We start from the raw sequence: 22885 nt of genomic DNA, 5'->3' as shown, positions 1-22885 counted from the left end.
TGGACAACGCGTGCAGTCCTGCCGGCGAATCACGACGGATGATTTTGTCATGTCCATCCAGGGGATGTCGATATAGTGCGTCAGGTGATGCGCGATCCGGACACAGGCTGGCCGTCGTCTTGGCACCGCTTGCGACCGGCGCTACACCTGATCAGCGAACGCCGCCGGAGGAAACCGCCCGCATGATCAACAAGATCGTCCAGACCTTGGCCGATACCATGGCTGGCATCAGGGACGGCTCGGTCGTGCTGCTTGGAGGGTTTGGCGCGGTCGGGCAGCCCAATGCGCTGATTGACGGCCTGATCGAGCAAGGTGCCACCGAGCTTACCGTCGCCTGCAACAACGCCGGCGTCGGCCATGTCGGTCTGGCTCGGCTGATGGAGCTGGAACGCCTCCGCAAGATCATCTGCTCCTTCCCGCGCAGTTCCGATCCGGTGGTGTTCGAGACGCTGTACCGCGCCGGCAAGATCGAGCTGGAGATCGTGCCGCAAGGCACCCTTGCCGAACGCATGCGCGCCGCCGGCGCCGGGGTGCCGGCCTTCTTCACCGCCACCGGCGTCGGCACCAAGATGGCGGTCGGCAAGGAGCACCGGGAAATCGACGGCCGCACCTACATCCTGGAACAGGCGCTGAAAGGCGATGTCGGCCTGGTGGAGGCGTGGGAGGCCGACCGCTGGGGCAACCTGACCTACCGGCAGGCCGGCCGGAACTTCAATCCCGTGGTCGCCATGGGCGCCGAACTGACCCTGGTGCAGGCTCAGCATATCCGTGAACTCGGCGAAATCGATCCCGATCACGTCGTCACACCCGGCATCTTCGTCGACCGCGTGCTGCACGTGCCCTACGGTGATCCCTCCGGCTTCTGAGACAGGAGACGCTTGCATGTCCGCCACCGAACTGACCGCCTTCAAGCCTTTTAGCCGTCCGCAGATGGCGCAGCGCGCCGCCGCCGACATTCCGGAAGGCTGGTACGTCAACCTCGGGATCGGCATGCCGACCGCCATCGCGGATTTCGTTCCAGCCGACCGCGAAGTGATCTTTCACTCGGAGAACGGCGTGCTCGGCATGGGCCCGGCGCCGGAGAAGGACAAGATCGAGCCCTGGCTGATCAACGCCGGCAAGCAATACGTCACGCTGCGCGCCGGGGGCAGCTTCTGCCACCATGCCGATAGCTTCTCGATGATCCGCGGCGGTCACCTGGACCTGTGCGTGCTGGGCGCCTTCCAGGTTGCCGACAATGGTGACATCGCCAACTGGGCGACCAGCGAGAACGACACCGCCCCGGCCGTCGGCGGCGCCATGGATCTGGCCGCCGGCGCCAAGCGCCTGTGGGTGCTGATGGAGCACACCGCCAAGGACGGCACGCCCAAGCTGGTCAGCCAATGCTCCTATCCGCTTACCGCGCCGGGCGCCGTCAAGCGCATCTATACCAACATGGCAACCGTCGAGGTGACCGAGCGTGGCTTCGTCGTGCTCGACATCGTCCCTGGCCTGAGCTTCGAGGCGCTGCAGGCGCGCACGGCGGCGAAGCTGCACGCGAAGTAAGGCAGGCCAGGGCTCTGCCCTGGACCCGCAAAGGGGCGGATGCCCCTTTGATCCCCGCTAATAAGGCGACGCGGGGAGAGGGGGCGACCGAGGCGGTTGCAACAATTGTGTCGCCCCCTCTCCCCGCGTCGCCTTAATGGGTTCCAAGGGCGTCAGCCCTTGGCGGGGTCCCAAGGGGAAGCGGCGGGCTGAGCCCTCGCCTTCCTACCTTCGCCAGCAGCGCCGATGCGGTCAGCCCGAGGACTGGATGCACCCAGTCCGGAGCGACGTCGGCCAGGGGGGCGAGCACGAACGCGCGTTCGTGGGCGCGCGGATGCGGCAGGATCGGATCGGGTTCGGAGCGGATCATGTCGCCGATGGCAATGATGTCGAGATCCAAGGTTCGCGCCGCGTTCGCCGCCTTCCGCTGGCGGCCGAAGTCTTTCTCGATCAGCATCAGACGCGCGAGCAGCCATGCCGGGTCGATGACCGCGGCGGGGTCAACCCGCAATGCGGCTACGCCGTTAACGTAGTCAGGTTGTCCAGAGGGAGGGACGGGTGCGGAAAGATACCATTGAGAAAGACCGCACAGGCGCAGACCAGGCAACAAGTCAAGATGCGCAACGGCTCGCCTGCACGTGTCAAGCGGCGTTCCACCATCCGGATCAGGCAGATTCGCGCCCACGGCGATGAATATCAATGTTCTTGCATGCATACCGCTACCGTTTCGGCTTTCACAAAATCGAATGATGGTTATAGTGACTTTGCACCGGTATTTTGACGTTTTGCCGGTTGGCGTGGCTTGACGCCAATTGTCCGCCTCCATTCACCGAATATAGCAAGGTTCAGCCGATGCCTTTTCTGCCAAACGAACGGGTCGCCCTTTTTATTGATGGCGCCAATCTCTATTCGGCTTCGCGAAACCTCGGCTTTGACGTCGACTACCGCAATCTCTTGGAGTATTTTAAGAGACAAACACGCGTGATACGTGCATATTACTACTCTGCCGTGCTTGAAACCGAGGAATACTCGCCGCTTAAGCCGCTGACTGACTGGCTGGCCTATAACGGTTACGCACTGGTCACCAAACCGGCCAAGGAATTCACCGACTCGACCGGCCGCCGCCGCGTCAAGGGCAACATGGATATCGAGATTGCCGTCGATATGCTGGAACTGGCGGACAAAATCGATCACGCCGTTTTGTTCAGCGGCGATTCGGACTTTCGCCGAATGGTTGAGGCGGTGCAGCGCAAGGGCGTGCGGGTCTCGGTCGTATCGTCCGTGCGCACCAGTCCGCCAATGGTCGCCGATGAGCTGCGTCGCCAGGCCGACGATTTTCTGGAGCTGGCGGAGATTGCCGCGGAGTTCACCCGCCGCCAGACCGAGCCGCGAATCCGCGGCAACACGATGCGCAATACGCCAGCGGAACCTTATGCCGATCCGCACGACGTTGCGTGAGCCCGACGCTTCCAGGGCCTGACTGCCCCCGCTGCGATCGGCTGGTTGCATATCGGCACAGCAATCGAGCCGCCAATCCTTCATGGCACAATGCCCCGGTGCCCAGCTTCGGCCCGCTCGATGCCCGGCTTCTGGTTGTTGGCCTGGCGCCGGGCGTGCGTGGAGCCAACCGCACCGGCCGGCCTTTCACCGGTGATTTCGCCGGCCTGCTGCTGTATCAGACCTTGATCAAGTTTGGTCTGGCCGAGGGTTCCTATCGTGCCGATCCGGCCGATGGTCTGGTGCTCCGGGATACCCGCGTGACCAACGCGGTCCGTTGCGTGCCGCCTGGCAACCTGCCGACACCCGCGGAAATCACCGCATGCAATCCGTTCCTGACCAGTGAACTGGTGGCAATGCCCCATCTGCGTGCGGTTCTGGCGTTGGGGGGCGTTGCCCATAAGGCGGTGCTGCGCGCGCGCGGCCTGCGGGCGGGTTCCATCGCATTCCAGCACGGCGCGCTGCGGACGTTGCCCAAGGGGGATTGGCCCGACGAACTGCTGATCGCCGACAGCTACCATGTCTCCCGCCTCAATACGAACACCGGCCGCCTGACGGCGGCGATGTTCGAAGCCGTTGTCGCCGCTATCCTGGCGCGGATAAACTGACAGCGGAGGCTGGCCTTGCGGCTGACCACCTTCTCCGATCATACCGTGCGAACCCTGATCTATCTGGCGCTGTCCCCGGGCAGGTTCGTTTCCATTGCCGAGATCGCCGGCGCCTGCGGCATGTCCCACAATCATCTGATGAAGGTCGTGCAGCATCTGGCCGCGACCGGCGATGTCACGACCTTGCGCGGCCCACATGGCGGCGTGCGCCTGGCACGGCCACCCGGCGACATCCGGCTGGGCAGCGTGGTGCGCGGCAGTGAGCGAATTTGCGTGCCCGATTCGCGGACCACATGGGCTGAGGTGACGGCCCGGGCGCTGGCGGCCTTCATGGCGGTGCTGGACGATTGCAGCCTGGCGGACCTCTTGGCGGGTGACCCGGATGCGGTCAGGCAAGCGGTTCAGGGAAACCGGACGGATGCCAAAACGTCGCCCTCCTAGTGGATAAAATCCAACGGATAGGTCCGTTTAATTTATCCACTAGGCTTTGATTTGGTGGGCCGATTCACCTAACGCTTGGAAACCAAGCGTCAGGATCGGACCACTAGAATGCTCTCAGGCTGATCGTACCGCCTGAAAGCGGTCTAGCGTAATTCACGCCTTCTGACAGGGTCAGCCTCCGGCGATCACGCCTCTGACGAAACCACCCGCCGCGTCACGTCAACTGTATCGTTCCTCCGTCCAGGGGTCGCCGTTGTTGTGATAGCCGCGCTTTTCCCAGAACCCCGGATGATCGCTGATGGTGAACTGGATCCGGCGCAGCCACTTGGCTGATTTCCAAAGATACAGCCGCGGTACCAGCATGCGCACCGGGCCGCCATGCTCACGGCTGATCGGCTGGCCCTGCCATCGATGCACCAGGAAGACATCAGGCTGATCGAACTGGTCGAGGCGGATATTGGTGGTGTAGCCGTCGTAGGCGTGAAAGATGATGTGCTTGGCTTCCGGCGCTGGGCGGACGATCGCCAGCAGCGCCTGGGCGGACACGCCCTGCCAGCGGTTGTCATAGCGCGACCACTGGGTGACGCAATGCATGTCGGAGACGCTGTCCGACTGCGGCAGCGCCATGAACTCGTCCAACCGCAGGCTCAGGCGATGCTCCACCGCGCCATCGACATCCAGCCGGAACTTCGCTTCGGTGACGTCAGGCTGCGCGCCGAGGTCCAGCACGGGCCAGTCCTTCACCAGTCGCTGGCCGGGCGGCAGCCGGTCTTGGTCAGGGTCGCCGGTGGTGCCGGTCAGCAGCCGGCCCTGGCGCGCCCAGTCCTGCTTGCGCTCGATCAGCTTGTCCCGCGCCTTGCCGGTGATCGGGATATCTTCGTCCGCCATGCACGCCTCGCTTCCTGTTCGCTGGCGCATAGACTGGCGGTTTCATGCGGCGCCGCAAGGGCGGCATGCGCTCAGAATGCCGCGCAAGGTGCTGGCGGTACTGCAAGCGCGGAGATTTGGCCGGGCCGGTCGGCGCAACCGAGGACGGTGCCAAATTCGTGTTCCCAGTGGTGACCTGGCGGACGAACACCGGATCGACCATGCCGGCTTATTCCGCCGATTGACCAGCGCCCGCCGCCGGACCAAAGATGATCCACATGATCCTGCTTATTGACAACTACGACAGTTTTACCTTCAACCTGTACCACTTCCTGGGCGATCTTGGGGCCCAATGCGAGGTCTGGCGCAATGACAAGCTGACGGTTGATCAGGCCCTGGCGATGCGGCCGGAGGCGATCGTGCTTTCTCCAGGGCCATGCACGCCGACGGAAGCCGGCATCTGCCTCGACCTGATCGCGGCGGCGGCGGGACGCATTCCGCTGCTGGGCGTGTGCCTCGGTCATCAGGCGATTGGCCAGGCCTTCGGCGGCGCGGTGATCCGCGCGCCGCAACCGATGCACGGCAAGGTCAGCGGCATCACCCACGACGGTACGGACATCCTCGCCGGCCTGCCCTCCCCGTTCCAGGCCACCCGTTATCACAGCCTGATCGTCGAGCGGGACACGCTGCCCGACACGCTGGTCCCGACGGCCCGGACTGATGACGGGCTGATCATGGCGATGCGCCACCGCACCCTGCCGATCCATGGCGTGCAGTTTCACCCGGAGAGCATTGCCAGCCAGCATGGCCACGCCATCCTGGCGCGTTTCCTGGCGCTCGCCCGCGGCGGCAACACGCCGGTTCGGCCGCCGCTTGACCATGCGGCCTGACCGGCCGTGTCCACCACACTGAAACCCGCGCTCGCCCGCCTCGCCGCCGGCGAGACGTTGTCAGACGAGCAGGCCGAAGCCGCTTTCGACATCATTATGTCCGGTGAAGCCACGCCGGCGCAGATCGGCGCGCTGCTGATGGCGATGCGGCTGCGCGGCGAGACGGTTGCCGAGATCACCGGCGCGGTTCGCGCGATGCGGGCGCGGATGACGGCGATCGCGGCGCCGGACGGTGCGATTGATGTTTGCGGCACCGGCGGCGACGGCGCCGGCACGCTGAATGTCTCCTCTGCCGTGACCTTTGTCGTGGCCGGTTGCGGCGTGCCGGTCGCCAAGCATGGCAACCGCGCGTTGTCGTCGCGCACGGGGGGCGCCGACGTGCTGGCCAAACTGGGTGTGAACCTCGATGTGCCGATCGAACGGCTTCCGGCCATCCTGGCCGAGGCTGGCTGCGTCTTCCTGTTCGCCCCGCGCCACCACCCTTCGATGCGCCATGCGGCCGGTCCCCGGGTCGAGCTCGGCACCCGCACCCTCTTCAACCTGTTGGGTCCGCTGGCCAACCCGGCGCGGGTTCGGCGGCAGTTGACAGGCGTCTTCTCTTCCGACTGGACACGGCCGATGGCGGAAACATTGGCGGCGCTGGGGCACCGGTCAGCCTGGATCGTGCATGGCATGGGATTGGATGAACTGACGGTTGCTGGACAGAACCACGTGACCGCGCTGCGCGATGGCGCGATCCGCAGCTTTCTTGTGGATGCCGAACAGGCCGGCCTGCCAAACGCGCCGGTCGAGGCAATCCGGGGTGGCGATGTGGCGTTGAATGCCGCGGCGTTGCAAGGGTTGTTGCAAGGCACGCCTGGCGCCTACCGCGACACGGTTCTGCTCAACACGGCCGCGGCGCTGATCGTGGCGGACCGCGCGGGCAGCCTGCGCGAAGGTGTCGCCCTGGCTGAACAAGCCATTGCATCCGGTGCGGCCCTTGCGGCGTTGGAGACACTGCGGCGCGTAAGCGCGGCCTGAAGTCAAGAGGAAAGTCGATGCCAAACGATTTCGACTCGATGCCTGATGTTCTCGCGCGGATCTGCGCCGACAAGCGCGCGGAGGTGGTGACCGGCAAGGCCGCGCGGTCGGTCGAAGCCCTGCGGCACGAGATATCGGCGCGCGCCAGTGCCACGCGCGGGTTCGGCTTCGCGCTGAAGGAGGCGGCGACCAGTGGACGGTACGGGTTGATCACGGAGATCAAGAAGGCATCGCCATCGAGCGGGCTGATCCGGCCAGACTTCAATCCTGGCGCCATCGCGATGGCCTATGCCGCGGGCGGCGCCACCTGCCTGTCGGTGTTGACCGATCGGCAGCACTTCCAGGGCCACCCGGCGCATCTGAAGGCGGCGCGGGCGGCGGTGAGTTTGCCGGTGCTGCGGAAGGATTTCATCATCGATCCCTGGCAGGTCTACGAAAGCCGAGCGATGGGGGCGGATTGTATCCTGCTGATCATGGCGGCGCTGTCGGATGTGCGTGCGCGGGAGCTGGAGCAGGTCGCGGTGAGCCTTGACCTTGATGTGCTGGTCGAGGTGCATGATCGGGACGAACTCGATCGGGCGCTGCTGCTGGAGACGTCGTTGATCGGCATCAACAACCGCAACCTGCGGACGATGGTGACCGACCTTGCGGTGACCGAGGAACTGGCCCCGTTGGTGCCGCCGGACCGCTTCCTGATCGCCGAGAGCGGCATCCGCGACACCGCCGACCTGCGGCGGCTATCGGCTGTCGGACCGCAATGCTACCTGGTCGGCGAAAGCCTGATGCGCCAGGCGGATGTGACGGCGGCGGTGCGCGAGCTGCTGGGCGACGCGCGTCCGGCGCCATGAGCGGCGGCGGGTTCACTCATTTCGACGCGGCCGGCAATGCGGCGATGGTGGATGTGTCGGCCAAGCCGATTACCGCGCGGGTGGCGACGGCGCGGGCGCTTGTGGTGATGGAACCGGCGACCTTGGCGATGATTCAGGCCGGTTCGGCGAAGAAGGGCGACGTGCTTGGCGTTGCTCGTTTGGCCGGGATCATGGCGGCGAAGCGGACGGCCGAGCTGATCCCGCTGTGCCATCCGCTGCCGATCTCGTCGATCAGTGTCGATCTGGAAGCCGATCCGGCGGCGGTCGCGGTGGCGATCACCGCGACGGTACGCACCACCGGTCAGACGGGGGTAGAGATGGAGGCGCTGACCGCGGCCAGCGTGGCGGCGCTGACGGTGTACGACATGTGCAAGGCGGTGGATCGGTCGATGCGCATCGAGGGGGTGCGGGTGACGCACAAGGCGGGCGGGAAGTCGGGGGAGTTTTCGCAGAATTGAGGGCTTTGTTGACTCGGTCGCTCCTGAAACCAGAATTCGCTAGCAAATCGACTCGTCTGACTGCGTGATGGTTTCCTTTGTTATCGCCGTCAAAGTCGCATGACAGGTCCGAACTTTCGCTGCCATATTGCTGCGCACGCTAATCACGATATACATGGTCTGATCATTGCGCGTTTATCCTGATACACCGAATCAGGATAGCTTGGCACTGATGAACAACCACTCCCACCCGCGCGACAAGGCCATGTGCTTGGCTCCGCACTCCACGGCAGAGCGATCCAACGCAAGATCTCGAGTAAGCTCTTCCACTGCCTGTTCTGTTGGTCTTCCAGCAACATCGCATACGAGCGCGCCGAGATGACCGGGAAGGCCAGGCAAGCCGCTGTCCGCCAAATGCCGTTGGAGCAGCGCGATTTTTTTCCAATCATCTACGACGCCCTTCGGCTTTCGTCCCTCATCAATGATCTTGATTTCTAGAATTGCTGAGGGCTTTTCCTTGATCATAGATCGCTACATCTGCACGCTGACCACCAAACTTTGAGACGCTGTCGGTTCGGTAAACGCCAAGGTCACGAAGAATGCTTGAATAGGGAATCTCAATGCAAGCGTCCTAATTGCAATCGGCGATCAGTTTCGATGCAATGTATAAGCTTAGGCATGTTTCAGGTATTCTGGTTTCATCTGTGATAGCCGCCCTGCCACGATATTCGAGCACCGCGTCTGCTCCGAACCCTGTAATAGCGGTCTGGATATTCATGACGTTCTCCGCCTGTTATATAATTCTCAGCTTACGGCATCAACGATGCCAGGCCACTCGGCGTCCACCTCTACACGTGCCTATCAGACATGCTGGATCATAGAGGGCCTAATTCAGATGCTTTGAAGCTCCCGATCCGCGCCCACGTGAGGCGCCATCGCGATCGTGGCAGGCAGCAGGCCTTCCTCGATGGCCTTGATCTGCAATGCCAGGTACTTCGAGTAAATCCGCACATGCGGCAGCCCGCCGGCGGTGAACCACAGGCCCGGCTGCGCGGTGCGGCGCCACATGTTGCATTCCTCGCCGCCTTCATCAAAGCCCCAGACCGGGCCGATCCGGTCGGCGATCTCGTCGCCGAGGTAAAGCCGCACCACATCCTGCTGGTTCTTGTATCCCGTCGCCGCCACCAGGAGCTCGGCCTCGATGACACGGCCATCCTTCATGCGCACGCCTTGCGGAACGAAACGCTCGATGTCGTTGTATTGCAGCAGGCCGATCTTGCCATCGACGATCAGATCGGAGCAGCCGACGTTGAAGTAATAACCGCCGCCGCGCCGCAGGTATTTCATCTGGAAGCCGGTCTCATCAGGCGGCCCGTTGTCCAGCCGGAAGCCGCGCGCCGCCAGCCCGTCCAGCAGTGTCTTGTCGGCGGCCTGCGAGGCGGCGGCGGAAACCTGATAGCCCTGCACCAGGACCTTGTAGGGAACCGCGGTCGCCAGCAGGTCGCAATCGGCCAGCGTCGGGCCTTCCTTGTACATGTCATAGACCTTCTGCGCCTGCTCCAGGCTTACGATCAGCGTCGTGCTGCGCTGGATCATTGTCACCGCCGCGCCGCTGGCGTGCAGATCATGGGCAACATCATGGCCGCTGTTGCCGGTGCCCATCACCAGGACTTTCCGCCCGTTCCACGCATGGCCTGTGGCGTACTGGCCGGAGTGCATCACGGTGCCGGCGAAATCGTCCAGGCCAGGCGCATCCGGCCGGATCGGAATGGCACTGACACCGGTCGCGAAGATCAGGTGACGCGGGCGCAACGTCCGCTCCGACCCGTCGTGGCGGCGCAGCGAGACTTCCCACCGCCCGGTGGTCTCGTCGAAGGTGCCGTGCTTCAGTTCGGTGCCGGTCCAGACGTACAGTTCCATCGCATCGGCATAGGATTCAAACCAGTTCGCCAGCTTGTCCTTGGGAATGAACACCGGCGTGTTGGGCGGGAACGGCATGTAGGGAAGGTGGTTGATGTGCACCTCATTGTGCAGCGTCAGCGAGTGGTACCGCTTGCGCCAGGCGTCGCCGATCCGCTCGTGCCGGTCGATTACCAGGGTATCGATGCCAAGCTGGCCGAGGCTGGCGGCGATGCCCAGGCCAGCCTGCCCGCCGCCGATGACAATGGCGGCCGGATCGTGGTCCTCGTACGCCATGGCCTTGCGCCGATAGTCCAGCCAGTTCGGGCCGCCGAACTCGCGGGAATAAGCCTGCCCGGTGGAGACGCGCGGACCAATGCGTTCCTCGTGATGCTTGATCTCATCCAGCGCGGTCAGCAATACCCAGGCGGCAAGCCTGCCGTCCGCATCGGCTACCAGCCGCAGGACGCCGCTGGCGTGGCCGGTGGCGGTTTCGAACGCGAACAGCGCCTCGATGGTCGGGGTGCCGGCGCGCGTGACAAGGCGAGGCGCCACGCGGTTCGGCGCGATGCGGAAGTTGCCGGGCCGGGTGGTTGGCAGCGTCCGCTGCAGCGCCGCGGTGATCTCGGTGGTGCCGTTCATGGTGAGGATGTGCCAAGTGAAGGACACGAGGTCGCGCCAGTGGCCGTCCGGCAGGAACAGCGCCGCGGCGGCATCGGCGTCTGTCTGCGAAAGGGCGGCTTCGAAGGCTTGCAGCCACGCGGCGGTGGCCGTCCGGGGATCTATCTCGTTCAGGTTGGTCACGGTGTTTGCCTTTGGGATACCTTACGGTAGATCGTAATACCGGCCGGTTCAGCGTGGAAGGCAGGCGTTGTGGCACAGGCTAGCCTGCCGCCTGTCCCACCGCTTCGGCGGTGCCAGCTTCCGACTGGTCCGGCTCGATCTCGTCGTTGAACAGAACGGTGACGTCGCCTGGGTTTTGCGCCATCTCCACCACGGTGAATTCCACCGCGGCGACGATCTGGGCGAGGTTGACGGTTGCCAGCGTCGCACCCGGCACCGGCGCACCCAGGAAATGCTTGTACTGCCAGGCTTGATCGATGCCATCGGGCACACCGGCGTGATCGAGCAGGACATCCAGCAGGATGACCCCTTCGGAGGACTGGTGCGCCGCCGCGATCGACGTCAATTTCATGACATCGCCGGTCGTCAGCAGCAGCCCGAACGAGCCGCGCAGCCCGACCATCCGGCGGCCCAGCCAGGCAGGCAGAAGCCCTGTCACCGTCTCGGGATCGGTGATCCGCGTCCATGTCATTGGCTGGTCCTCCACGCTGTGTGCCAAGCTCTATGCATACGGTGAATGCCGACGGAGCAAAACCCCGCGCTGGAAGACGCCGAATTGCGGAATCGTGCCGGTGCTGCCAAATCCGGCCGACGGCGGACCGGCAGTGGGGGAGATAACGAGCATGTCTGGAACAGCAGATCGGTCATCCGGACAGCAGGTCCATGTTGTTCTTGCCGCTTACCTGGGCTGGACGCTGGATGCCTTCGACTTCTTTATCATGGCCTTCGTGCTGCGGGAGGTGGCGGCCACCTTCAGCGCGCCGATCGGCAGCGTGGCATTCGCCATCACCCTGACGCTGGCCTGCCGAGCGATCGGCGCGGCCGGGTTTGGCAGGCTGGCTGATCGTTATGGGCGTCGGCCGACGCTGATGGTCAACGTGCTGTGCTATTCGCTGCTGGAGTTCTGCTCCGGCCTGGCGCCGACGCTGACCACGTTCCTGATACTGCGCGCGCTGTATGGCGTGGCGATGGGCGGCGAGTGGGGCGTCGGTGCCTCCCTGACCATGGAGAGCGTGCCGGCGAAGTGGCGCGGCCCGGTCTCCGGCCTGTTGCAGGCGGGGTATCCGAGCGGCTACCTGCTTGCCTCCGTGCTGTACCTGGCGCTGCCCTGGCTGGGCTGGCGCGGCATGTTCATGGTCGGTGTGATCCCGGCGCTGCTGGTGCTGTATATCCGCCGATCCGTGCCGGAAAGCCCGGACTGGCTGGCACGCACGCAGCAGGAGCGGCGGGTCGGCCTGTGGAGCGTGCTGCGCCAGCACGTCGGGCTGGTGGTGTTCGCCGCCATCGTGATGATGGCCTTCAACTTCTTCAGTCACGGCTCGCAAGACCTGTATCCAAGCCAGTTCCTGGGGGCGCAGCATCATCTGTCGCCGGGACAGATCTCGGTGATCTCGATCATCGCGAATGTTGGCGCGATGCTGGGCGGCATCGGCTTCGGCACGCTGTCGCAGCGGATCGGACGGAAGTGGTCGATCGTGATCGCCGCCGTGCTGGCGCTGCCGGTGCTGCGGCTGTGGGCGTTCTCCACCACGCCGGTGATGCTGGGGCTGGGGGCGTTCCTGATGCAGGTCTGCGTGCAGGGCGCGTGGGGTGTCGTGCCGGTGTACCTGAACGAGTTGTCGCCGGCCTCGATCCGCGGGACGTTTCCGGGACTGGTCTACCAGTTGGGCAATTTTTTGGCCTCGGCGAACGCCAATATCCAGGTGTGGATCGCCCAATGGTATGGTGGGGACTATGGCATGGCGCTGGCGATCGTGATCGGGGTGGTGGCGGTGGTGATCGCCGTGCTGGTGGCGCTGGGGCGGGAGCCGAGGGGCACGCGGATGGGGACTGATCTGGCTTGAGGGTGGGTTGATTGCAGCGCGGCCGTGAACATTCATGTGCGCTCATGGTCGGTGAGCAAGGCGGTAGGCGAGGCAATTTGTCCAGGAACCGCGAGTTGCTCCCGCACCGCGAGTCGTGCATCTGCGGGTAGGTGCTGAGGTGGGGATAGCCATGATAGCGGTCTTGCGTCTGCGCGGTGTTTTCGGACGTATCTTTTGGAACGGGTAAGTCGTTGAAAACATTGGGCATGCAAAACGCCAAAAATTCTTGAATTAAGCACGGAAGGCTGTCGTGCAGGGTATCGGGCCGCAGCTTGTCGAGTAGAGACCGCTAGAGGAAACTTAGCACTCGCGCCTGAATCGAGGGGAGCTGTAGCTGTGAGATTTGCTGTATATGGGGGTTTCGAGATCTATCGAAAAGAGAGGAATGGTTGGGGCGTCTTTGATAAAGCATTTTGGGCGCGAGTCGAACAACAGGAGCAAGGGCTTTCTAGGGCATGTGGATGCTATGTTTTTGCATTGAAAAATGGGGAAAATATTAAAGCATGGTATGTCGGAAAAACGGAAAAAAGCAGCTTTCAAAAAGAATGTTTTCAGGCAACAAAGTTGATGTATTACAATGAAACCCTTAACGATCATAATGGAATGCCTCATTTATTCTTAATTGCACGCTTAACTCCAACTACAGGAAAGTTCTCAAAGTCCGGCGTTAATGGGTATAAGGACATTGATTACTTAGAGTCAATGTTAATTGGTATGGCATTAGAGAAGAACGGGATGTTGCAAAACGTGAAGAAAACAAAATTCCTTAGGGAGCTGGTTGTGCCCGGCGTAATAAATACCCCAGCAGGTCGCTCAACAGAAGCAGTTCTCGACCTAAAAAATGCGCTTGGCCTTTAAATCTTGATTTATGGTAGTCTCTTTCAGTTGCATATTAGGCCTTTAAGTTTTGCGGTGCAGGTGGCCTGGCCCTGCACGGAGCCGACCTGGCGATACAGCGGCAGGGCCTTCTCATAGTTCATCCGGGCCGCGTCATGATCTAGAAGCACAAGCGCGATGTCGCCAAGGCGTAGAAAGCAATTGGCCTTGCTCTGCCTGGAGCCGACCTGGTGATATAGCAGCAGGGCCTTCTCATAGGCCGCCTGCGCTGCGTCATAATCCGAACGCACAAGCGCGATGTCGCCAAGGTGCAGGATGCAATTGGCCTCGCCCTGTACAGACCCGACTTGCCGATACAGCAGCAGCGCCTGTTCGCAGGCTGCCTGCGCTGCGTCATAATCCGAGCGCTCAAGTGCGCAAAGGCGCAGGATGCAATTGGCCTCGCCTAGTGCATCCCCGACCTGGCGATACAACAGCAGCGCCTGTTCGTGGGCCGTCCGCGCAGCGCCATAATCCGAACGCTCACGCGCGATGTCACCAAGGCGCAGGATGCAGGTGGCCTCGCCCTGCACGGACCCGACTTGGCGATACAGCGGCAGGACCTTCTCATAGGCCGCCCGCGCTGCATCATGATCCGAACGCACAAGCGCGATGTCGCCAAGGCGCAGGATGCAGGTGGCCTCGCCCTGCACATCGCCCTCGGCTTGACAAGCAGTAGCCAAATCACTCAGCGCAGCCGACGGTCGTGCCGCGATGTAGGTGAAGCGTCCAAAACCGTTCAGAGCAGCCATCACCTGCTGACGCTGGCGTACGGCAAGAGCCGCGCGAATCGCCGCCTCTATGTTGGCAAATTCCGCAACTAATCGGCCGACTGCACCTTCGCCTGCCTTGGTGGCGACAGTCTCGCCGAAGCGGCGGGCCAATCCTAGATAATGGATTGGCCACGCCGCGCCATCCGGGGCCAGCGGCGCATGGTGACGCGCGGCGTGATCACGTATGGGGGGTAACAGGTCTAGGCGGTCACCGCGCTCGACCGCTAGGCCGATGCGCAGTAGGGCGTCCTCGCCATCAAAGCCCTCATCGCCCAGCAGTTCATCGCGATCTTCGACAGCGAGACCCGCCGGGAGCTGACCGAGTAAACAGAACAGACGGCGTGCTACCGGCGTCAAACGGTTAGACGTCAGCGATAGTTCGATCGAATGCGGCAGGGACGTTAAACGGCCTGCGTCAAAATCAGGATCAACGGCAAGTGCCGTACCAATGCGTGTCCATTGTGTCCAGAGCGCCGCGAGCGATGACCGGCTATGGGCGCGCGCGGCAACTAATTCGATCGCTAGCGGAATACCGCCCAAAGCAGTCATGAAGCACGGCAAATGCGGGTCGTTCGGGAACCGTCCTTGAGCAACACGGCAGAAAAGCTCAACATCGTCCGGCGGATCGAGCTGACCGACAGGATGCACCAGCGCCCAGGCCGGACCGCCGACGCGGTCGTTACCACGAAAAGATGCCAGAACTGCCAAAGCCGGAATGTCAGCCAGTGCGGCGAGAATTTCTTCAGTGGCGCGACGCTCAGTTTTGGGGTCCCAGGGTGTTTCGAGATTATCGAGGACCAATAGTCCCGGCCGCTGACGCAGCATTACTAGCGTAGCACCGAACCCCTGAGACGGATCGCCGCCACTGGATCGGGTGATGGCGTCCTGTGTGGCAGCGGCACTGCTGACCGCGTCAAGAGACACAAACCAGCGATTATTTTCGCCAAACCAACGAATGACATCGGGATGGTTTCCGACGGCTTGGGTTAGGGACGTCTTGCCGATACCCGGACCGCCCTGAACCAAAATGGCCACAGACGCGGACGAACTCAGTAGGACATCCAGGATAGCCGCAACGTCCTTAACGCGGCCTAGAAAATACGCTGGTGGTCGCGGAATGCTGCTAGTTGGTGGGGGCTGCCGACGACCATCATAGGCTGCGCGCAGATCGATGCACCACTGATCGTAGGCATCGTTATCGCCGAATAGCTCCCGTTCGATACTACCAAGTTCGGTAGGGGGATTTCTTCCGGCACGCCAGTTGCGAACTGTCCTTTCATTTATGCCGCTCAAGGCCACTGCGAAGTCCTTGTTGCCCCAGCGTCTACCGGGTCGATCCGGGCTGCCCTGAGGACGGGTGCCGAAGTCGAGATGCCAACTCAATAGGTCGGCAAAGCTGCCGCCTTGCGGATAGGGCACCTCGTTTCCGGATTTTTCCGGCGGTTCCAACGGCGGCATCGAGGTTTCCGGACAATAGGTATTTCTGAGGGACCAGGTTTAACCCTGGCTCGAAAGCCCATCCCATGTCGATTCTCCACGCCGCCTTGGCGCTGTCTACCAACTTTAACTTGCACCTCTGTCTCTACGGAGCTTTCGGTGCCACGCTTTTGCATCGCTCGCTTTTGGCGATACGCGATCATCGATACGACGTCGCCCGCAAGGATGCCGTGATCGGCCTCGTTCACATTCTGCTGGCAATGCTCTAAGGGTAAGTTCCTACCAGCCAAGACCCAATAATCCCGGCTTATGGCAGGACCATCCCAGGCTGTGGTTTTCCATAATGGCCGTCATTGTTCGCGCTCCGGCTCGCAACATCCCTGCCGGATGTTGCGCTTGACCTCTACGGTCGCGGCGGCGGCCATGCAGGCCCGGTCTGGTCCGGTCGCCTCGGCCTGCCCGAACAGCCCCGCTCCGCCTTTCTCAAGCCCAGTGCGGAGTTCGGCCACATCAAGCGCGGGAATGGCGGGTTGTTGCGCCAAATGCCCGGACAATGGCCGTGAGAAACGGGTGCGCCGGGCCAAATGTGTCGTCCGCCGTTAAATCTGCCTTGCTATCCCCGTGGGCCTCCATGAACGCCCGCAGCACGGCGTTCATTCGCGACAGATAGCCCTTGTCCTGTTCCTGAACCATACCAACACGTCGGGATCGAGACGCAGGTGAACGGAGCCCACGCCGAGCGCTGGCATGATGACACGGGCCGAAGCCCAAAATCCGTGTCCACGAGCACGCTTTCGGCATTTGCCGCGGCGACGGCGCGGCGGGGGAGTGGTCACCGCATCACTGGCGCCGATCCTGTGACGCAGGCCGTACAGGCACACGCCGTCGCCTCATGCCCAGGAGCCGCCTTGCGAAAGTTCGACGATCTGCGGGATACCCTGGCAAGGCGATGGCATTCAGAAGGCCTTGGCGATGTCCGTTCTGGCAAAGTCGTTTCCCACGAACAGCAGCGGGCAAGCACGCTGCCGCGCGAGGGCATAGGCAAAGCAGTCGCCATAGTTGAGGCCGGCAGGGTGAACGCCCTTGCCCCACAGCGCGTAAGCCTCGGCAACCTTGAAGGCGTCGTGCTCGGTTACCGATACGACCTGGCATCCAAGCCCGCTTATCAGTTGCTCCATGGCAGGACCCATGTTGCGCCGGCCGGCGACAACCAGGGTTTCCGCCAGTGTTCCGGCCGACACAATAATCTCCCCTGCCTGGGCCATTACATCGATACAGGCTTCGGCGGCCGGTTCATCCAATGCTACCGCCATGAAGGCCGAGGTGTCGACCACGATCATGCCGGGAGGCCGTCCTCATCGTAGAGAAAATCCTGGCTCCGATCACCACTCGGGCCTGATGTGGCTTTCGCTCGGCCTTCAGCTCGCACGGCGTTCAGGAGGGTTCGGCGATCCGCTTGACTTGGCTGCTTCACGATACCGACGAGTCGCGCCACCGCCCGGCCGTGGCGCGTAAGGACGATATCCTCGCCATGCTCAGCACGTCTCACGAGGTCTGTAAGCAGGCCCTTGGCGTCACTGACCGGTATATTCATGCAGGCTACTTTGGACCAAAGCATAGTCCAATGTCAACGCAACGACCAAAAGCGTGCCCACCGGCCTCGGGTAAACCAGCGGCACCCTCTACTCCGCCGCCACCTTCTGCCCGACGATATCCGTCGAATACCGCAGATGCACCGGCGCGTTCGCCTCCCACGGGTCCTTCAGCCCCAGGGTGGCGCCATATTCCTTGATCGCCGGCATCACCTCGCCGCACAGCAACTGGATGCAGCGGCGGCGGTCTTCCTTGCTGACCGTGCCGTCGTTCGCCCAGATGCCCATGATCCCCGGCTTGGTGTGCTGCACCAGGTACTTCAGCCGTTCGATCACCTGGTCGGGCGTGCCGGCGATGATCATGGTGCTGGCGACCTGATCCTCGAACGTCGGGGTGCCACGGGGATTTTTTGCTCGGCCCGTCGAGAACTCGACAAACGCGCGTCGGCCCGATGGGGAGAAGTATCCTGCCGGATTGGCCCAGACCGGATTGGCCAGACCGGTGAATTCGCCCTGCATCCACATGAACTGGCGGGCGTTCCGCATGGCCTTTTCTTCCGTGTCCTGCACGTGCACACGGATCAGGTAGCCAAAATTCTCCGATCCGGCGGTGTAACCAACATCCGCGGCGGCCTGCGCATAGGTTTCGCGGATCGTCTTGGTGGCCTCGATCGAGGTATTCAGCGCGATGTACGGATAGCGCTGCTGCGCCGTCCAGATCACGGTTTCCTTCGACAGCACGCCGGGTATCCACACGCGGGGATACGGCTGCTGCAGCGGCAGCGCCCAGGGATTGACCACCCGCTGCTGGTAGTGCGTGCCTTCCCAGCGGAACGGCCCGGGCTGCGTCCAGGTTTTCTGCACCAAGTCATGCGCCTCCATGAAACGTTCGCGGTTGAACGCCGGGTTCACCCCGTTCGCCAACTGCTCCTGCCCGCCGCCGCGCACGAAGCCCGACACCAGCCGTCCCTTCGAGATCATGTCGATCATCGCCAGCTCTTCGGCGAGCTGCACCGGATTTTCCGTCAGCGGCAGCGGATTGCCCAGGATGACAATCTTCACCCGGTTGGTCACCGCGGCCAGGATCGAGGCGAACATGTTGGTGCGTGCCTGCATGCAGAACGGCGCGTTATGGTGCTCGTTCAGCATGATCCCGTCGGCGCCGCATTGCTCGGCCAGGATGTATTCTTCCAGGTATTCGTTGTACAGCCGGCTGCCCTCGACCGGGCTGAAGTGCTTGTTGGAGAAGGTCAGCGCGGTCGCGCCGTAGTCCAGGCCGGCCTCGGCGTCGTAGGCCGACATCGGCTGTTCGGTGAAATACATCATGTGCATGGGGAAAGCCTCCTGCTGTCCGGCGTCAGTGGTTGATGAAGTTCGTGGTCAGGCTGGCGACGACCTCGGGCTTTTCCATCTCGGCGAAATGACCGCAGGCGGGGATCGTGGTCAGCGTCGCGTCATGGAATGCGCGGGCATAGGCGTGACCGGCGCTGACGGGCACGATCTGATCGTCGTCGCCCCAGATCAGCAGCGCCGGGGTGCGCACGCCGCCTAGCAGATGCGGCAGGGTCTGACTGTACATGTAGGGTTTCCAGGCGGTGCGGAAGCACATCTCGCGCGCGATGTCCCAGGCCTCGAGCTGGTCGGTGGAGATATCGCCATAGATGCGGGTGAACGCGGTCTCCTCATGAAAGCCGGACTTCGGGTAGGCGATGTATGAAACGATCGCCTGGTCGGCGATGTCGCCCTCCGGCGGCTTGAGGCCGGCGGCACCGACCAGTACCAACCGGCGGTATGTGGTGGGGGACTGGCTGGCCATTTCCGCCGCGATCCAGCCGCCGAAGCCGAGCCCGATGAGGGTGACGCCGACGGCGTCGAGGTCGGCCAGCAGCCAACTGTAGATGGCGGCGATATCACGGGGATGGCGCAGCCACCCTGGCCGCTCCGACTTGCCCCAACCGGGATGATGGGGGATCACCACGTCGAATTTTTCCGCCAGCAGGTCGTAGAACGGCAGGCGGTCCACAGTGCCGATGTCGTGATGCAGCACCAGGACGGTCGGGCCGCTGCCAGCGCGCGAGATGTGCAGCTTGCCGCCGGCAATGTCTTTGACCGTGTCGGTCCAGGTGACAGCCATGCGTTGTTCCCTCTCGGACGGTTTTTCGGTGTTCAGACTACCCACGGGTAAGCTGGCTTGTCCAATTTACCGCCGGCCTCGCGCATTGATGATGCGGTGCGCCTGACCTTGTCATTTAACTGGGCGTTCCGTTAACCTGTAGCCACGAAAGTCGTCCGGGCGTCGTCATGCTGGCCAGTTCCATCAGCTCCCTGCTGGCATTGGCTGGCCATTCACCGGTGTTCCAGGCCGGCGCCATCATCATTGGCACCTTCATCCTGGAGGACGCGGCCACCGTCGTGGCGGCGATGCAGGTCGAGCAGGGGGTGTTGCCGTTACCGCTGGCGCTCGGCGCGCTGTATGTGGGGATTGTGCTGGGCGACCTGGGCCTGTACGGCCTCGGCCGCCTATCCGCGCGGATAGGCTGGCTGGCACGTCGGCTGCCGCCGCATCGCCAGGCGGCGATCCGCGACTTCGTCGCCGGCCGGATTTTCAGGATTGTTCTGGTCAGCCGCTTCCTGCCGGGGCTGCGCCTGCCAACCTATACCACCTGCGGCTTTGTCAAGGCCGACCTGCGGCAGTTCACACTGGCCGCCGTGGTCGCGACCTCGTGCTGGACCAGCCTGCTGTTCGCCGCCTCCATGCGGGTTGGCCAGTTTCTGATGGACCATCTGGGCGCCTGGCGCTGGGCGGGCGCCATCGGGTTCGTCGTATTCATTGTCGTGGCCGGCCGCGCCGCCGCCACCGGGTTGCGGAGTGCGCGCCGATGAAGCTTGAAACCGCCGTGACCGAACAGCAAGCGCTGGTGTCGGACCAGGTTGCTTCCGCCCGGCAAGGCAATCCGCTGTCGTTCTTTGAGTTCTGGCCAGGGTGGTTGTTCTATACGCCGGTCGTCGCGCACTGGGTGCTGCTTGGCCTGCGCTATGGCGATTTCAGCCTGCCGACGGCGGCGAACCCGCGGATCACCACCGGCGGTCTGTGCGGCGAGTCGAAGCTTTCCATCCTGTCGCAGATCGGACCGGAAGCGGCGGACCTGACCGCGCCGGCCCGCGGCGTGCTGGCGCATCCGGACGGCGTGGCGGCGGTCGAGGCGGCGATGGAAACCGCCGGGCTGGCCTATCCCGTGGTCGTGAAACCGGATATCGGCTGCAACGGCACGGGTGTGCGCCTGGTCCATGATGCCGCCGAGGTCGCGGCGTATCTGGCCGGATTTCCCGCCGGCGAGACGCTGGTCGTGCAACAGTATGTCGCTGAACCGCATGAGGCGGGCCTGTTCTATGTCCGTCATCCACACGAGATGCGTGGACGCATAACGTCGATGACGATCAAGGAGCCGCCGGTGGTCGTCGGCGACGGACGATCCACCCTGCGCACGCTGATCCTGGCCGATGAGCGGGCCGGACGGGTGCCGCATTTGTATCTCGACCGTCTCGCCGACCGGCTTGATCAGGTGCCTGATCAGGGCGAGCAGGTAAGGCTGGTTTTCGTCGGCAACCACTGCAAGGGATCGATCTTTCGCGATGGCGGCGACCTGATCACGCCGGCGCTGACCGAGGCGATCGAGCGCCTGGTCCGCTCGATGCCGGATTTTCATTTTGGCCGGATCGATGTGCGGTTCGCCTCCATCGCGCTGCTGCGGCGCGGGTTGGGCTTCCGGGTGATCGAGATCAACGGCGTCGGGTCGGAGGCGACGCATATCTGGGACCCGCGGACCAAGCTGCTGGCGGCTTGGCGGACGCAGTTCTTTCATTATGGCGCGGCCTTCCGGATCGGCGCGGCCAACCGCCGGCGCGGCTTCCGGCCGTCGGGTCTCAGGACGATGTACCGGGACTGGAAGAATCAGCGGCGGCTGATGGCGGCCTACCCGTTGAACGATTGAACCTGGGTGGATGGACCGTTGCGATGCCGCTCGCCATGGCCCGGACAGGCCTGACTGGCAAGCCGCACTGGAAGCCGCACTGGCGCCAAGTTGATCGGTCGAGTGGACGTTGGCCATACGGTATCGCCGGCGAAGGCCGGTCATGACGACAGGAGAGTTCCTTGCCCGAAGCCGCCTATGACCAGAATTCCTTCGATCCATCGGAAGTGGAAGAACTGGAGCGGACTGCCTGTTGGCATCTACGGCTGCACGACGTGGATTCTGGGAACCACAGCCGTGCCGCCGCACGGCTTGACGTTCTGGTCGAAGACCTGCGGCGCAATGACTACACGCCGCTTTGGGTTGAATTGCGGGCAATCGGCAACTGGCTGGCGGAATCCGACATGATCTCCGACTACGCTGAACTGGCCTTCGAATACCGCTCCCGGATCGGCCTGTCTGAGATGCCGGCCGACGGAGCCGACTACCTCCGCAGCCTGCTCGAGATCGCCCGCGGCCTGATCTGACGGCGCAAATTGCATGCGTCGGATCGATAGAACCGGTCGGACGGTGATCTTGGCACCAAGAATCCGCTAGTGTCCGGTCTCGAATTGGCCGGAGCCATGCATGGACACGTTACAAGCCCTCGTGATCGCAATCCTTCAGGGCGCGACTGAGCTCTTCCCCGTCAGTAGCCTCGGCCACGCCGTGGTGCTGCCGGCCCTGCTGCACTGGCGCATCGACCAGCGTTCGTCCGAGTTCCTGCCATTCCTGGTCATGCTGCATCTCGGCACCGCGGCGGCCCTGCTTGGCTACTTCTGGAAGGACTGGTGGACCCTGGTCACCGGCGTGCTGGGCATTGGCGGCGCGCACCAGGTGCAAGAGAGCCGCCGGGTCTTCCTGCTGGTCGTCATCGCCACCATCCCGGCCGTCGTCCTGGGGTTCCTGCTGGAGAAGTTCGTCCGCGGCCTGTTTGGCTCTCCCGTGGTTGCCGCCGCGTTCCTGATCGTCAACGGCGCGCTGCTGCTGTTCGGGGAGCGGCTGCGCGGCCGCGGGCGGCGTGATCTGGCGACCCTGAACATGGTGGATGCCCTGGTCATCGGCTGCTGGCAGTGCACCGCGCTGATCCCCGGCATCTCCCGCTCTGGTGCCACCATTGTCGGTGGCCTGCTGCGCGGCATCAACCATGAGGGGGCGGCGCACTTCTCCTTTCTGATCGCGACGCCGATCATCCTGGGCGCCACGGTGCTGGAGGTGCCGAAGCTGATGCACGAATCCGTGCCGCCGGGGGTGCTGACCACCTCGGTGATCGCCGCCGTCGTCGCCGGGATCACGGCGCTGCTCAGCACGGCGTTCCTGATGCGCTATTTTCGCCAGCACGACGCCATGGCGCTCAATCCGTTTGCGTACTACTGCGTGTTGGCGGGTGGGATCAGCCTGGCGGTCCTGCTGCTGCTGTAGCCGGTTGCGCCAAAG

The 22885-nt window shown here is 63.3% G+C and carries 27 protein-coding genes; 16 read left to right on the top strand and 11 right to left on the bottom strand.

Features of this window, described 5'->3' with window-relative positions; all coding sequences use genetic code 11:
• Positions 1-182: 182 nt before the first annotated feature.
• Together ACQY4S_RS12095 and ACQY4S_RS12090 are read left to right on the top strand one after the other, a co-directional pair.
• Entirely contained in the window at positions 183-866 is a 684-nt protein-coding gene (locus tag ACQY4S_RS12095) for a 3-oxoacid CoA-transferase subunit A (RefSeq protein WP_428485453.1), read from the top strand.
• Between the two features lie 16 nt (positions 867-882).
• The gene (locus tag ACQY4S_RS12090) at positions 883-1545 is read left to right on the top strand and encodes a 3-oxoacid CoA-transferase subunit B (protein ID WP_428485452.1); all 663 of its coding nucleotides are present in this window, start codon (positions 883-885) and stop codon (positions 1543-1545) included.
• Positions 1546-1678: 133 nt separating this feature from the next.
• Here the strand turns inward: ACQY4S_RS12090 and folK are convergent, their stop codons facing one another.
• Positions 1679-2224, bottom strand: a complete 546-nt coding sequence (gene folK, locus ACQY4S_RS12085) for a 2-amino-4-hydroxy-6-hydroxymethyldihydropteridine diphosphokinase (RefSeq protein WP_428485451.1) — start codon at positions 2222-2224, stop codon at positions 1679-1681.
• 152 nt (positions 2225-2376) lie between these two features.
• Between folK and ACQY4S_RS12080 the strand changes: the two genes are divergently transcribed.
• The 3 genes from ACQY4S_RS12080 (at position 2377) to ACQY4S_RS12070 (ending at position 4070) form a co-directional block, all read left to right on the top strand.
• The gene (locus ACQY4S_RS12080) at positions 2377-2982 is read left to right on the top strand and encodes an NYN domain-containing protein (protein WP_428485450.1); all 606 of its coding nucleotides are present in this window, start codon (positions 2377-2379) and stop codon (positions 2980-2982) included.
• Positions 2983-3080: 98 nt separating this feature from the next.
• Positions 3081-3629 (top strand): uracil-DNA glycosylase, encoded by a 549-nt coding sequence (locus ACQY4S_RS12075; protein WP_428485449.1) that lies wholly within the window; start codon positions 3081-3083, stop codon positions 3627-3629.
• A gap of 15 nt (positions 3630-3644) precedes the next feature.
• On the top strand, positions 3645-4070 hold the full coding sequence (locus tag ACQY4S_RS12070; RefSeq protein WP_428485448.1) for an Rrf2 family transcriptional regulator: 426 nt from the start codon (positions 3645-3647) through the stop codon (positions 4068-4070).
• Positions 4071-4289: 219 nt separating this feature from the next.
• Here ACQY4S_RS12070 and ACQY4S_RS12065 read toward each other — a convergent pair whose 3' ends face one another.
• Complete coding sequence (locus ACQY4S_RS12065) at positions 4290-4958, bottom strand: sulfite oxidase-like oxidoreductase (RefSeq protein ID WP_428485447.1); 669 nt, start codon at positions 4956-4958, stop codon at positions 4290-4292.
• A 257-nt stretch (positions 4959-5215) separates the two neighbouring features.
• On the opposite strand from ACQY4S_RS12065, the gene ACQY4S_RS12060 reads away from it, so the two are divergent.
• From ACQY4S_RS12060 to moaC, 4 genes are read left to right on the top strand one after another with little or no spacing between them, the layout of a single operon-like run.
• Positions 5216-5827: an anthranilate synthase component II gene (locus ACQY4S_RS12060; RefSeq protein ID WP_428485446.1), complete on the top strand. Its 612-nt coding sequence runs from the start codon at positions 5216-5218 to the stop codon at positions 5825-5827.
• 6 nt (positions 5828-5833) lie between these two features.
• Positions 5834-6847, top strand: a complete 1014-nt coding sequence (trpD, locus tag ACQY4S_RS12055) for an anthranilate phosphoribosyltransferase (RefSeq protein ID WP_428485445.1) — start codon at positions 5834-5836, stop codon at positions 6845-6847.
• Between the two features lie 17 nt (positions 6848-6864).
• On the top strand, positions 6865-7695 hold the full coding sequence (trpC, locus tag ACQY4S_RS12050; RefSeq protein ID WP_428485444.1) for an indole-3-glycerol phosphate synthase TrpC: 831 nt from the start codon (positions 6865-6867) through the stop codon (positions 7693-7695).
• Complete coding sequence (gene moaC / locus ACQY4S_RS12045; protein WP_428485443.1) at positions 7692-8174, top strand: cyclic pyranopterin monophosphate synthase MoaC; 483 nt, start codon at positions 7692-7694, stop codon at positions 8172-8174. Before trpC ends, moaC begins: the two co-directional genes overlap by 4 nt.
• Positions 8175-8366: 192 nt before the next feature.
• Here moaC and ACQY4S_RS12040 read toward each other — a convergent pair whose 3' ends face one another.
• The 3 genes from ACQY4S_RS12040 to ACQY4S_RS12030 form a co-directional block, all read right to left on the bottom strand.
• Positions 8367-8678 carry a hypothetical protein gene (locus ACQY4S_RS12040; RefSeq protein ID WP_428485442.1) on the bottom strand — a complete coding sequence of 104 codons (312 nt, stop codon included), beginning with the start codon at positions 8676-8678 and terminating at the stop codon, positions 8367-8369.
• A gap of 366 nt (positions 8679-9044) precedes the next feature.
• Entirely contained in the window at positions 9045-10856 is a 1812-nt protein-coding gene (locus tag ACQY4S_RS12035) for a flavin-containing monooxygenase (RefSeq protein WP_428485441.1), read from the bottom strand.
• A gap of 79 nt (positions 10857-10935) precedes the next feature.
• Positions 10936-11367 (bottom strand): hypothetical protein, encoded by a 432-nt coding sequence (locus ACQY4S_RS12030; protein ID WP_428485440.1) that lies wholly within the window; start codon positions 11365-11367, stop codon positions 10936-10938.
• Positions 11368-11518: 151 nt separating this feature from the next.
• Between ACQY4S_RS12030 and ACQY4S_RS12025 the strand changes: the two genes are divergently transcribed.
• Both ACQY4S_RS12025 and ACQY4S_RS12020 read left to right on the top strand, forming a co-directional pair.
• Positions 11519-12739: an MFS transporter gene (locus tag ACQY4S_RS12025; RefSeq protein WP_428485439.1), complete on the top strand. Its 1221-nt coding sequence runs from the start codon at positions 11519-11521 to the stop codon at positions 12737-12739.
• 357 nt (positions 12740-13096) lie between these two features.
• A complete protein-coding gene (locus ACQY4S_RS12020; protein ID WP_428485438.1) occupies positions 13097-13618 on the top strand; it encodes a hypothetical protein in 522 nt (173 codons plus the stop codon).
• A gap of 23 nt (positions 13619-13641) precedes the next feature.
• On the opposite strand, the gene ACQY4S_RS12015 is transcribed toward ACQY4S_RS12020, so the two are convergent.
• Complete coding sequence (locus ACQY4S_RS12015) at positions 13642-15867, bottom strand: tetratricopeptide repeat protein (protein WP_428485437.1); 2226 nt, start codon at positions 15865-15867, stop codon at positions 13642-13644.
• A 65-nt stretch (positions 15868-15932) separates the two neighbouring features.
• On the opposite strand from ACQY4S_RS12015, the gene ACQY4S_RS12010 reads away from it, so the two are divergent.
• The gene (locus ACQY4S_RS12010) at positions 15933-16115 is read left to right on the top strand and encodes a hypothetical protein (protein WP_428485436.1); all 183 of its coding nucleotides are present in this window, start codon (positions 15933-15935) and stop codon (positions 16113-16115) included.
• Between the two features lie 81 nt (positions 16116-16196).
• On the opposite strand, the gene ACQY4S_RS12005 is transcribed toward ACQY4S_RS12010, so the two are convergent.
• From ACQY4S_RS12005 to ACQY4S_RS11985, 5 genes are all read right to left on the bottom strand, one after another.
• The gene (locus tag ACQY4S_RS12005; protein ID WP_428485435.1) at positions 16197-16430 is read right to left on the bottom strand and encodes a hypothetical protein; all 234 of its coding nucleotides are present in this window, start codon (positions 16428-16430) and stop codon (positions 16197-16199) included.
• 372 nt (positions 16431-16802) lie between these two features.
• Positions 16803-17186: a type II toxin-antitoxin system VapC family toxin gene (locus ACQY4S_RS12000; protein WP_428485434.1), complete on the bottom strand. Its 384-nt coding sequence runs from the start codon at positions 17184-17186 to the stop codon at positions 16803-16805.
• On the bottom strand, positions 17183-17440 hold the full coding sequence (locus ACQY4S_RS11995; RefSeq protein WP_428485433.1) for a type II toxin-antitoxin system Phd/YefM family antitoxin: 258 nt from the start codon (positions 17438-17440) through the stop codon (positions 17183-17185). Before ACQY4S_RS11995 ends, ACQY4S_RS12000 begins: the two co-directional genes overlap by 4 nt.
• An 88-nt stretch (positions 17441-17528) precedes the next feature.
• A complete protein-coding gene (locus ACQY4S_RS11990; protein WP_428485432.1) occupies positions 17529-18770 on the bottom strand; it encodes an LLM class flavin-dependent oxidoreductase in 1242 nt (413 codons plus the stop codon).
• Between the two features lie 25 nt (positions 18771-18795).
• A complete protein-coding gene (locus ACQY4S_RS11985; RefSeq protein ID WP_428485431.1) occupies positions 18796-19572 on the bottom strand; it encodes an alpha/beta fold hydrolase in 777 nt (258 codons plus the stop codon).
• Positions 19573-19739: 167 nt separating this feature from the next.
• On the opposite strand from ACQY4S_RS11985, the gene ACQY4S_RS11980 reads away from it, so the two are divergent.
• The 4 genes from ACQY4S_RS11980 to ACQY4S_RS11965 all read left to right on the top strand — a co-directional run bounded on the left by ACQY4S_RS11980 (position 19740) and on the right by ACQY4S_RS11965 (position 22870).
• Positions 19740-20321: a DedA family protein gene (locus ACQY4S_RS11980; RefSeq protein ID WP_428485430.1), complete on the top strand. Its 582-nt coding sequence runs from the start codon at positions 19740-19742 to the stop codon at positions 20319-20321.
• The gene (locus ACQY4S_RS11975) at positions 20318-21430 is read left to right on the top strand and encodes a D-alanine--D-alanine ligase (RefSeq protein ID WP_428485429.1); all 1113 of its coding nucleotides are present in this window, start codon (positions 20318-20320) and stop codon (positions 21428-21430) included. The genes ACQY4S_RS11980 and ACQY4S_RS11975 overlap by 4 nt, the downstream gene beginning before the upstream one ends.
• A gap of 161 nt (positions 21431-21591) precedes the next feature.
• Positions 21592-21936 carry a hypothetical protein gene (locus tag ACQY4S_RS11970; RefSeq protein WP_428485428.1) on the top strand — a complete coding sequence of 115 codons (345 nt, stop codon included), beginning with the start codon at positions 21592-21594 and terminating at the stop codon, positions 21934-21936.
• Between the two features lie 100 nt (positions 21937-22036).
• On the top strand, positions 22037-22870 hold the full coding sequence (locus tag ACQY4S_RS11965; RefSeq protein ID WP_428485427.1) for an undecaprenyl-diphosphate phosphatase: 834 nt from the start codon (positions 22037-22039) through the stop codon (positions 22868-22870).
• Positions 22871-22885 lie beyond the last annotated feature (15 nt).

This window comes from Rhodopila sp. (genome assembly GCF_965276935.1).
Lineage (GTDB): Bacteria > Pseudomonadota > Alphaproteobacteria > Acetobacterales > Acetobacteraceae > Rhodopila.
The sequence above is the reverse complement of the archived record's forward strand: the minus strand, read 5'-3'. Positions and strand labels throughout refer to the sequence as shown.

Coding starts and splice junctions, on each gene's coding strand:
- trpC (WP_428485444.1), top strand. CDS start 6,865: ATGCCAAACGATTTCGACTCGATGCCTGATGTTCTCGCGCGGATCTGC.
- ACQY4S_RS11985 (WP_428485431.1), bottom strand. CDS start 19,572: ATGGCTGTCACCTGGACCGACACGGTCAAAGACATTGCCGGCGGCAAG.
- ACQY4S_RS12010 (WP_428485436.1), top strand. CDS start 15,933: ATGTCGATTCTCCACGCCGCCTTGGCGCTGTCTACCAACTTTAACTTG.
- moaC (WP_428485443.1), top strand. CDS start 7,692: ATGAGCGGCGGCGGGTTCACTCATTTCGACGCGGCCGGCAATGCGGCG.
- ACQY4S_RS11990 (WP_428485432.1), bottom strand. CDS start 18,770: ATGCACATGATGTATTTCACCGAACAGCCGATGTCGGCCTACGACGCC.
- ACQY4S_RS12090 (WP_428485452.1), top strand. CDS start 883: ATGTCCGCCACCGAACTGACCGCCTTCAAGCCTTTTAGCCGTCCGCAG.
- ACQY4S_RS11965 (WP_428485427.1), top strand. CDS start 22,037: ATGGACACGTTACAAGCCCTCGTGATCGCAATCCTTCAGGGCGCGACT.
- ACQY4S_RS12040 (WP_428485442.1), bottom strand. CDS start 8,678: ATGATCAAGGAAAAGCCCTCAGCAATTCTAGAAATCAAGATCATTGAT.
- ACQY4S_RS12025 (WP_428485439.1), top strand. CDS start 11,519: ATGTCTGGAACAGCAGATCGGTCATCCGGACAGCAGGTCCATGTTGTT.
- ACQY4S_RS11995 (WP_428485433.1), bottom strand. CDS start 17,440: ATGAATATACCGGTCAGTGACGCCAAGGGCCTGCTTACAGACCTCGTG.
- ACQY4S_RS12015 (WP_428485437.1), bottom strand. CDS start 15,867: ATGCCGCCGTTGGAACCGCCGGAAAAATCCGGAAACGAGGTGCCCTAT.
- ACQY4S_RS12095 (WP_428485453.1), top strand. CDS start 183: ATGATCAACAAGATCGTCCAGACCTTGGCCGATACCATGGCTGGCATC.
- ACQY4S_RS11975 (WP_428485429.1), top strand. CDS start 20,318: ATGAAGCTTGAAACCGCCGTGACCGAACAGCAAGCGCTGGTGTCGGAC.
- ACQY4S_RS12060 (WP_428485446.1), top strand. CDS start 5,216: ATGATCCTGCTTATTGACAACTACGACAGTTTTACCTTCAACCTGTAC.
- ACQY4S_RS11980 (WP_428485430.1), top strand. CDS start 19,740: ATGCTGGCCAGTTCCATCAGCTCCCTGCTGGCATTGGCTGGCCATTCA.
- ACQY4S_RS12065 (WP_428485447.1), bottom strand. CDS start 4,958: ATGGCGGACGAAGATATCCCGATCACCGGCAAGGCGCGGGACAAGCTG.
- ACQY4S_RS12030 (WP_428485440.1), bottom strand. CDS start 11,367: ATGACATGGACGCGGATCACCGATCCCGAGACGGTGACAGGGCTTCTG.
- ACQY4S_RS12000 (WP_428485434.1), bottom strand. CDS start 17,186: ATGATCGTGGTCGACACCTCGGCCTTCATGGCGGTAGCATTGGATGAA.
- ACQY4S_RS12080 (WP_428485450.1), top strand. CDS start 2,377: ATGCCTTTTCTGCCAAACGAACGGGTCGCCCTTTTTATTGATGGCGCC.